This window comes from Cellulomonas sp. B6 (assembly GCF_001462455.1).
GTDB lineage: Bacteria > Actinomycetota > Actinomycetes > Actinomycetales > Cellulomonadaceae > Cellulomonas.
This window is the reverse complement of record NZ_LNTD01000157.1, coordinates 1-8,937: the sequence shown is the minus strand read 5'-3', so window position 1 is coordinate 8,937 and position 8,937 is coordinate 1. Positions and strand designations below refer to the sequence as shown.

Genomic DNA, 8,937 nt, shown 5'->3' with positions numbered 1-8,937 from the left:
GGGCGACGGGGTGGGGGCGGGCCGCGCTCAGACGAGCTTGCGCTCGACGAGCCACGTGGCGAGCCGCGTCCCGGCGTCACCGGTGTCGGTGATCAGGACGCGGTCCTCGCGCGGCGGCCGCGGTGCGGCCTCGAGGACCTGCGTGCGGGCGCCCGCGGCCCCCACGATCGCGGGGTCGACGCCCAGGTCGGCGAGCGTGAGCGTCGCGACGGGCTTCTTCCGGGCGGCCATGATGCCCTTGAAGTTGGGGTAGCGCGGCTCGTTGATGCCGTCGGTCACGGACACGACCGCGGGCAGCGGGGCCGTGAGCGTCTCGGTCGCGTGGTCCAGGCGCCGCACGACCGTCGCGGTGCGTGCGTCGACGTCGACGTCGAGCGAGGACGCGAGCGGCAGCGCCGGCAGGTCGAGCAGCTCGGCAAGCGCGGCGGGCAGCAGCGACGTCAGCCCGTCCAGGCCCGCCATGCCCGTGAGCACGAGGTCGACCGGGGTCTGCGCGGACAGGTGGCGGACGGCGGCCGCGAGCACGGTCGCCGTGCCGATCGCGTCGGAGCCCGCGACGTCGTCGTCGAGCACGTGGACCGCCTCGTCGGCGCCCATCTGCAGGCCCTTGCGGACCGCGTCGACCGCGTCGTCGGGCCCCAGGGTCAGGACGACGACCTCGCCGTCGTGCTCCTCCGCGAGCGCGAGCGCGGCCTCGACGGCGTTCTCGTCGAGCTCGTTGAGGGTGCCGTCACCGCCGTCACGCACGACGCGTCCGTCGGCACCGAGCTGCCGGTCGGACTGGATGTCGGGGACGAACTTCACGCAGACGACGATCCTCACCCGCCGAAGGCTACCCTCACCCGGCCCCGCGGACGGCGGTGGTGTTCGCCACGTGGGAACGACGCCCCACGTCCCGGACGTGCGTCCTGGCACGATGGTGCGGTGACCGCGACGCCCCCGCCCCACCGCCCGCACCGCCTGGGCGTGCACGTCACCGACGCGGGCGTCGACGTCGCGGTCCTGGCCCCGCACGCGACCGCCGTCGAGCTGTGCCTGCTCGACGGCCCGCCCGACGCCCCGACCGAGCGTCGCGTGCCGCTGGCCGGGCCGCGCCTCGGCGTGTGGTCGGCCTCGGTTCCCGGCGTGCGCGCCGGTCAGCGCTACGGGTTCCGCGCGCACGGCCCCTGGGAGCCGGGGTACGGCCTGCGGTACAACCCGGCCAAGCTGCTGGTGGATCCGTACGCGCGCGGGCTGGTCGGCGAGCTCGGGTACGGCCCCGAGACCTACGGCCACGTCGTGGGCGACGACCTCACGGGCGACCCGTACGGCGCGCCCGACGGCCGCGACTCGGCCGGGCACGTCCCGCACGGCGTCGTCGTCGACACGCGTGCGCTGCCCGGCCCCGACCCGGCCGCGAACCGCCCGTGGACGCCGTGGTCGCGCACCGTCGTCTACGAGGCGCACACCAAGGGCCTCACGCGGCTGCACCCCGACGTGCCCGAGGAGCTGCGCGGCACGTACGCGGGGCTCGCGCACCCGGCGGTCGTCGACCACCTGCTCGGCCTGGGCGTCACGGCGCTCGAGCTGCTCCCGGTCCACGCGTTCACCTCCGAGCCGCACCTCGTGGCCAAGGGCCTGACGAACTACTGGGGCTACTCGACGCTCGGGTTCTTCGCGCCCCACGCCGCGTACGCGACGGCCGCGGCACGCGCCGCGGGGCCGGCGGCCGTGCTCGACGAGCTCCGCGCGACCGTGCACGCGCTGCACGAGGCCGGGCTCGAGGTCCTGCTCGACGTCGTCTACAACCACACGTGCGAGGGCGGCCTGCCGGGGCAGCACGTGTCCTGGCGCGGGCTCGACAACGCGTACTACTACAGCCACGACGGCGCGGTCCCGGCGACCCTCGTCGACGTCACCGGCACCGGCAACTCGCTGGACTTCCGGCGCACCGGCGTCGTCGGGATGACGCTGGACTCGCTGCGGTACTGGGCCGACGTCGTGGGCGTCGACGGGTTCCGGTTCGACCTCGCCGTCACGCTCGGTCGGAGCCCCGAGGGGTTCCGGCCCGACCACGCGACGCTGGTGGCGGCCGCGACCGACCCGTCGCTCGCGGGCCTCAAGCTCGTCGCCGAGCCGTGGGACGTGGGCCCGGGCGGCTGGCGCACGGGCCAGTTCCCCGCACCGTTCGCCGAGTGGAACGACCGGTTCCGCAACGCCGTGCGGTCGTTCTGGCTGGCCGACCCGGGCCGCGCGGCGCACGGTCTGCCCGGCCACCGCGTGCGGGACCTCGCGACGCGCCTGTCGGGCTCGGTCGACCTGTTCGGCTCGGGCACGCCGCCGCTGCAGCGCGGCCCGCGCGCGTCGGTCAACTACGTGACGGCGCACGACGGCTTCACGATGGCCGACCTCGTCGCGTACGACCACAAGCACAACGCGGCGAACGGCGAGCAGAACCGCGACGGGTCGGACGACAACCGGTCGTGGAACCACGGCGTCGAGGGCCCGGTGCAGGAGGACTCCCCCGCGGTCGACGTCGCCCCGCTGCGGCGCCGCTCGATCCGCAACCTGTTCGCGACGCTCGTGCTCTCGGCCGGCACGCCCATGGTCACGGCGGGCGACGAGATGGGGCGTACGCAGCGGGGCAACAACAACGCGTACTGCCAGGACACCGCGCTGTCGTGGGTGCGCTGGGACCTGTCGCCGTGGCGCACCGACCAGCTCGCGACCGCACGGCACCTGCTGACGCTGCGTCGCGACCACCCGGCGCTGCGGACCGAGACGTTCTACACGGGCCGGCCGCGCACCGACGGCGGCCTGCCCGACCTCGGGTGGTACGGCGCCGACGGCACGCCGTTCGACCACGGCCGCTGGCACGACGCGTCGATCCGCACGTTCCAGATGCTGCGCGTCGCGCCTCTGCCGGACGACGACCAGGTGCTGCTCGTCGTCAACGGCGCGCTGGACGCGGTCGAGGTCACGCTCGTCGACGGGCACCCCGAGCCCTGGACGCTCGCGTGGGACTCCGTGTGGGAGCACCCGTCCGAGGTGTCGACGGCGGCCATCTCGGGCGGCCTGCACCTGCCGGGCGGCACGACGACGACGGTGGAGCCGCTGAGCATGCGGGTGTACGTGCGCCCGTGACCCGTGACCGCGCGCGGGGGTAGCGTGCGCGCATGACACGCACCCACGACGTCGTGGTCGTCGGCGCCGGGCTCGCGGGCCTGGTCACCACCGCCGAGCTGGTCGCGGCCGGCAGGCGCGTCCTGCTGCTGGACGCCGAGCCGCCCGCGAGCCTCGGCGGGCAGGCGTGGTGGTCGTTCGGCGGGCTGTTCCTCGTCGACTCGCCCGAGCAGCGCCGCCTCGGCGTGCGCGACAGCGCCGAGCTCGCGCTGTCCGACTGGCTGGGGTCGGCCGCGTTCGCGGACGACGGGTCGGACCGGTGGGGCCGCGCGTGGGCCGAGGGGTTCGTGGACTTCGCCGCCGGGGGCATGCGGGACTGGCTGCACCGCCTGGGCGTGCGCTGGTTCCCGCTCGTGCAGTGGGCCGAGCGCGGCGGGTACCTGGCCGACGGGCACGGCAACTCGGTGCCGCGGTTCCACGTCACGTGGGGCACGGGCCCGGGGATCCTCGAGCCGTTCGTGCGCGCCCTGCTCGACGCGCACCGCGACGGGCGCGTCGAGGTGCGGTTCCGGCACCGCGTCACGGGCCTGACGACGACGGACGGCCGGGTCACGGGTGTGCGCGGCGACGTCCTGGCACCGGACGCGGCCGAGCGCGGTGCGCCGTCGTCCCGCACGGTCGTGCGGCCGTTCGAGGTCGAGGCCGCCGCGGTGGTCGTCGCGACGGGCGGCATCGGTGCGAACCACGACCTGGTGCGCGCGACGTGGCCCGCGGCGGCCGGCCGGCTGCCGGCCCGCATGCTGTCGGGCGTCCCCGACCACGTCGACGGCTCGGGCATCGAGGCCGCGCGCGACGCGGGCGCGCACGTGGCGCACGCGGGTCGCATGTGGCACTACCCCGAGGGCGTCACGAACCACTCCCCGGTGTGGTCGTCGCACGGCATCCGCATCCTGCCCGGGCCGAGCTCGCTGTGGCTCGACGCCGACGGGCACCGGCTGCCCGCGCCGCTGTTCCCGGGCTTCGACTCGCTCGGCGCGCTCACGCACATCACGTCGCGCGGCGACGACCACTCGTGGTTCGTGCTGGACCGCACGATCCTCGGCAAGGAGTTCGCGCTGTCCGGCTCCGAGCAGAACCCGGACCTCACGGGCCGGGACGTCGGGCTGCTGCTCGAGCGCGTGAAGCCGGGTGCGGTCGGCCCCGTCGAGACGTTCGCGCGGCGGTCCCCGGAGTTCGTCGCGGCGGCGACGCCCGCCGAGCTGGCCGCGGGCATGAACGCGCTGACGGGCACGTCGCGGATCGACCCGGACGCGCTGGCGCGCACGATCGCGCTGCGCGACGCGCAGGTCGGCACGGGCCTGGGCAAGGACCTGCAGGTCACGGCGACGGCGATGGCGCGGCGGTTCGTCGTGGACCGCGCGATCCGCGTCGCGCCGCCGCACCGCCTGACCGACCCCGCGCACGGCCCGCTGTACGCCGTGCGGCTGTCGGTCGTGACCCGCAAGACCCTCGGCGGCCTGGCCACCGACCTGGCGGGCCGCGTGCTGCGTCCCGACGGCGAGGTGCTGCCCGGGCTGTGGGCGGTCGGCGAGGCCGCCGGGTTCGGCGGCGGCGGCGTGCACGGCCACCGCGCCCTGGAGGGCACGTTCCTGGGCGGCTGCCTGTTCACGGGCCGCACGACGGGCCGCGCGCTGGTCGAGACGGTCTGACGCCCGCCCGGCCCGACCCCTGCGCCCGCCACGGTCGTCCGCGCCTCACCGCCGAACGCGAGGTTGCGCCGGTTCTGACGGCCCGAAAGCGGCAGAACCCGGCGTTCGACGAGCGTGTGGCCCGGCCAGGTGCGGCGCGAGGACCGCGGGGATGCGTCCGGCGGCCACGTCCGACGCCGTGAAGCGGAGCAGGGTGGCGCCCGTCGCGACGATCGCGTTCTGCCGCTCGCGGTCCCGGTAGAGCGCCGCCGGCGTCGAGTGCGGACCCGCGCCGTCGATCTCGACGACGACGAGGCGTCCGCCCGGCGCCCACCACCCCAGGTCGCCGCGCGCCACGACACGACCGTGGGCGTCGAGCACCGGGACCTGCAGCTCGTGCGGAGCCAGGCCCGCGTCGACGCACTGCAGCCTCGCCCTGGTCTCGAGAGGTGAGTCCGCTCGTCCGTCGACCAGGCTCCACCACGCCTCGAGCCGAGCTGCTCCCCGCCGCCCGCGCGCGAGCGCACGGACCCGTTCGAGGTCCGGTGCGACGAGCCCGAGCCGGATCGCCGAGTCGAGCACGCTCACCGCGTGCTCGCGGGACAGCTCGCAGACCGCCTGGGCGAGCGCCAGGTCGGGACCCACGACGCGTGCGCCCCCGACCATGACCACGACGTGCGTCCGGAAGCGGCGTACCCGGGCAGGACCGCGGTCGGCGCGCCCGCCTGCCGACGGCAGCGCCGCCTGCGGTCGGATCGAGCGCGGCAGCCCGTGGACACCGAGGAGCGCGAGAGCGCACTCGCCGACCGCCACCGCACGGTCGGGCCCGAGCGCCAGAAGCGCCGTCCACGCGGTACGTCGACGTGCGTGGTCAAGGCCACGGACGACGGCGTGCCCGTCGTGCGCGAGCGCGCGGGCGTCGTTCGTGGCAGCGGGCCCGCCGTGCTCGCCACCAGCAGGCCGGCCGAACGGGTCCGCGAACACCTGCGCCCCGTACCGGCGGACGAGCGCCGGCGCGGCGTCGTGCACGCCGCGGACGACGGCGACGAGCGCGCCGTCCCGACGCAGCGCGGCACGCCGGTGCCGGCCGACGCCCGCGGCGTCCGCCTGCGCCGTCGACAGGAGCCCCTCCTGCCGGAGCGCGAGTCGCAGCAGCTGGTCCGGGAGCGGGGCGGGTGGTCGCATCGCACCACCGCACCAGCACCGGCGCGGCGTGCCTCCCGGCGACCGTCGCCGCTGTGGACGCCATCCGCCTCCGGGACCCTGTGGTCGCCTCGCGGGTGCCGTCGATCGCTCCCGTCGGCCGCACCTCGTCCGCCGAGCGCGCGGTTCGGCCGCTCATGGAGCGTCCAGGACGACCCCGCCCGGCGCTCGGCACGGGGCGGGACGCACGACCGCCGTGCTGCGGCCGGTCCGTCCCGCACGGTCCTCGCGTCGGCCCCGCCCGGTCGGACCGGGTGCCGAACGCGGACTAATGCCGGTCCTGGTGGCCCGGGACCGGCACGAACAGCGCTCGCGGCACGTCCGGCGCGGGTCACGTCGTGGACGGGTGACCAGCACACGCAGGACCGCGTCCGGGGTGTGGCCGGTCAGGCCGCGCGGCGGCGGCGCGCCGTCCGGTCCCTGCGGATGCCGCGACCCCGGAACGCCGGATAGGTTCGTGACCGTGACGACACCTCGCCGCCCCCGTCGCACGTCACCGGCCACGTCAGCGGACCGGCCACGTGCCGTCGCACCGCTGCCCCCGCAGGTGCGACCCTCCGACCCGAGCACCGTCGTGGCACCGGCACCGGCACCGGCACCGACGGCGGCGTCCGCGGCCGGTGCGTCGCAGCCCGCGAGCGCGTCGTCGCACGCCGCCGTCGTGCCGCCGGCGACGAGCCCCGTACGGACGGCTCCCGCGTCCGGCGCACCGGCGGCCGCGGCACCGGACGCCCCTGCGTCGCACGTGCCCGTGCCGGACGCACCGGTCACCCCCGCGGCGCCGTCCCTCCCGGCGGTCGCGCCGCTGCCCGTCGGACGCATCCCGGTGCTCGACGTCTCGCCCGTGGCCGAGGAGGGCCGGTTCCCCGCCAAGGCCGTGGTCGGCGAGCCCGTCCCGGTCCGCGCGACGGTCGTCCGCGAGGGGCACGACGCGCTCGGGGCGACCGCGGTCCTGCTGCGCCCCGACGGCTCGGTCCACTCCTGGCGTCGCATGGTCGACGTGGCGCCCGGGCTCGACCGGTACGAGGCGCGCCTGGTCCCCGACGCCGAGGGCGACTGGTCGTTCCGCGTCGAGGGCTGGTCGGACCCGTACGGGACGTGGGCGCACGACGCCGCGATCAAGGTCGAGGCGGGCGTCGACGTCGAGCTCATGCTCACCGAGGGCACGCTCGTGCTGGAGCGTGCCGCGCGGCGCACGGGTGACGACGCGATGTCGGCGAACGACGTGCGCACGCTGCTGGCCGCGGTCGACGCGCTCCGGGACACGTCGCGGCCGCCGGTCGTCCGGCTCGCGGCCAGTCTCGCGCCGGAGGTGCGCGAGGCGCTGGACCGCACCCCCCTGCGCGACGCCGTGACGGCGTCCCGCGCGTACCCGCTGGTCGTGCACCGTCGTCTCGCGCTCACGGGTGCGTGGTACGAGCTGTTCCCGCGCTCGCACGGCGCGACGTTCGACGAGGCGACGCAGACGTGGACGTCGGGCACGCTGCGCACCGCGGCCAACCAGCTGCCGCGGATCGCGGCGATGGGCTTCGACGTCGTCTACCTGACGCCGATCCACCCGATCGGCCACGCGCACCGCAAGGGCCGCAACAACGCGCTGACGGCGCAGCCGGGCGACCCGGGGTCGCCGTACGCGATCGGCTCGGAGCACGGCGGCCACGACGCGATCGAGCCGACCCTGGGCACGTTCGACGACTTCGACGCGTTCGTGGCGCGCGCCCGGTCCCTGGGGATGGAGGTCGCGCTGGACGTCGCGCTGCAGGCGTCGCCCGACCACCCGTGGGTCCGCGAGCACCCCGAGTGGTTCACGACGCGCGCCGACGGGACGATCGCGTACGCCGAGAACCCGCCGAAGAAGTACCAGGACATCTACCCCCTGAACTTCGACAACGACCCCGAGGGCATCTACGCGGAGATCCGCCGCGTGCTGCAGGTGTGGATCGACCACGGCGTGACGGCGTTCCGCGTCGACAACCCGCACACCAAGCCGCTGTCGTTCTGGCAGCGTCTGCTCGCGGACGTCGCGGCCGACCACCCGGAGGTGATCTTCCTGTCGGAGGCGTTCACGCGCCCCGCCATGATGCTGACGCTCGCGAAGGTCGGCTTCCACCAGTCGTACACGTACTTCACGTGGCGCAACACCAAGGCCGAGCTCGAGGAGTACCTCGCACGGGTCGGCGGTGACGAGGGCGCGTGGATGCGCCCGAGCTTCTGGCCGACGACGCACGACATCCTGCCGCCGTACCTGCAGCAGGGCGGGGTCGCGGCCTGGGCGGTGCGGGCCGTGCTCGCGGCCACCGGGTCGCCGACGTGGGGCGTGTACTCCGGCTACGAGCTGGTCGAGGACGTGCCGCGCCCGGGCGTCGAGGAGCAGATCGACAACGAGAAGTACGAGTTCCGCCCGCGCGACTGGTCGCGCGCCGAGCACCTGGGCATCGCGCTGCTCATCGGGCGGCTCAACGAGATCCGCCGCGCGCACCCGGCGCTGCAGCAGCTGCGGAACGTGCGCGTGCACCCGACGTCCGACGACGCGCTCGTGGCGTTCTCGCGCCACCTCGACGCCGACGAGTCCCCGACGGGCCGCCCCGACACCGTGGTCACGATCGTCAACATCGACCCGGACGGCGTGCGCGAGGGCACCGTGCGCCTCGACCTGTCGGCGTTCGGCCTGCCCGCCGACCGCCCGGCGGTCGCGCACGACGTGCTCTCGCAGGAGACGTACGCGTGGTCGCAGGAGGTGTACGTGCGCCTCGACCCGCAGGTGCGCGTCGCGCACGTCGCCCACCTCGAGCACCCGGGCGGCGACCGATGAGGCCCGCGTCGCAGCCCCCCGAGGACTCCCTCGGCGGGGCCGGCGCCCCGCGCCCGCCCCGCACGCCGGTGCTGGGCACGCCCGTGGTCGGCACCGCGGGCACCGACGCGGTCCCCCCGGGGACGCCACCCC

General features: G+C 76.0%; 5 protein-coding genes. 3 read left to right on the top strand and 2 right to left on the bottom strand.

What is annotated here, in order from left to right:
* Positions 1–27: 27 nt before the first annotated feature.
* Positions 28–822 (bottom strand): electron transfer flavoprotein subunit beta/FixA family protein, encoded by a 795-nt coding sequence (locus ATM99_RS14040; protein WP_062103497.1) that lies wholly within the window; start codon positions 820–822, stop codon positions 28–30.
* Positions 823–924: 102 nt separating this feature from the next.
* Here ATM99_RS14040 and glgX point away from each other — a divergent pair, with 102 nt between their 5' ends.
* Both glgX and ATM99_RS14030 read left to right on the top strand, forming a co-directional pair.
* A complete protein-coding gene (glgX, locus tag ATM99_RS14035) occupies positions 925–3,123 on the top strand; it encodes a glycogen debranching protein GlgX (protein ID WP_082659770.1) in 2,199 nt (732 codons plus the stop codon).
* A 32-nt stretch (positions 3,124–3,155) separates the two neighbouring features.
* Positions 3,156–4,811 carry an FAD-binding dehydrogenase gene (locus ATM99_RS14030; RefSeq protein WP_062103496.1) on the top strand — a complete coding sequence of 552 codons (1,656 nt, stop codon included), beginning with the start codon at positions 3,156–3,158 and terminating at the stop codon, positions 4,809–4,811.
* A gap of 45 nt (positions 4,812–4,856) precedes the next feature.
* Here the strand turns inward: ATM99_RS14030 and ATM99_RS14025 are convergent, their stop codons facing one another.
* Positions 4,857–5,975, bottom strand: coding sequence for a type IV toxin-antitoxin system AbiEi family antitoxin domain-containing protein (locus tag ATM99_RS14025; RefSeq protein ID WP_062103495.1), 1,119 nt, complete (start codon positions 5,973–5,975; stop codon positions 4,857–4,859).
* Positions 5,976–6,744: 769 nt separating this feature from the next.
* Between ATM99_RS14025 and ATM99_RS14020 the strand changes: the two genes are divergently transcribed.
* Positions 6,745–8,805: an alpha-1,4-glucan--maltose-1-phosphate maltosyltransferase gene (locus tag ATM99_RS14020; RefSeq protein ID WP_062103498.1), complete on the top strand. Its 2,061-nt coding sequence runs from the start codon at positions 6,745–6,747 to the stop codon at positions 8,803–8,805.
* The last annotated feature ends 132 nt before the right edge of the window (positions 8,806–8,937 follow it).

Bases quoted from the DNA above. Each gene is read 5' to 3' on its own strand.
- ATM99_RS14025 (WP_062103495.1), bottom strand. From the start codon at position 5,975: ATGCGACCACCCGCCCCGCTCCCGGACCAGCTGCTGCGACTCGCGCTC.
- ATM99_RS14030 (WP_062103496.1), top strand. From the start codon at position 3,156: ATGACACGCACCCACGACGTCGTGGTCGTCGGCGCCGGGCTCGCGGGC.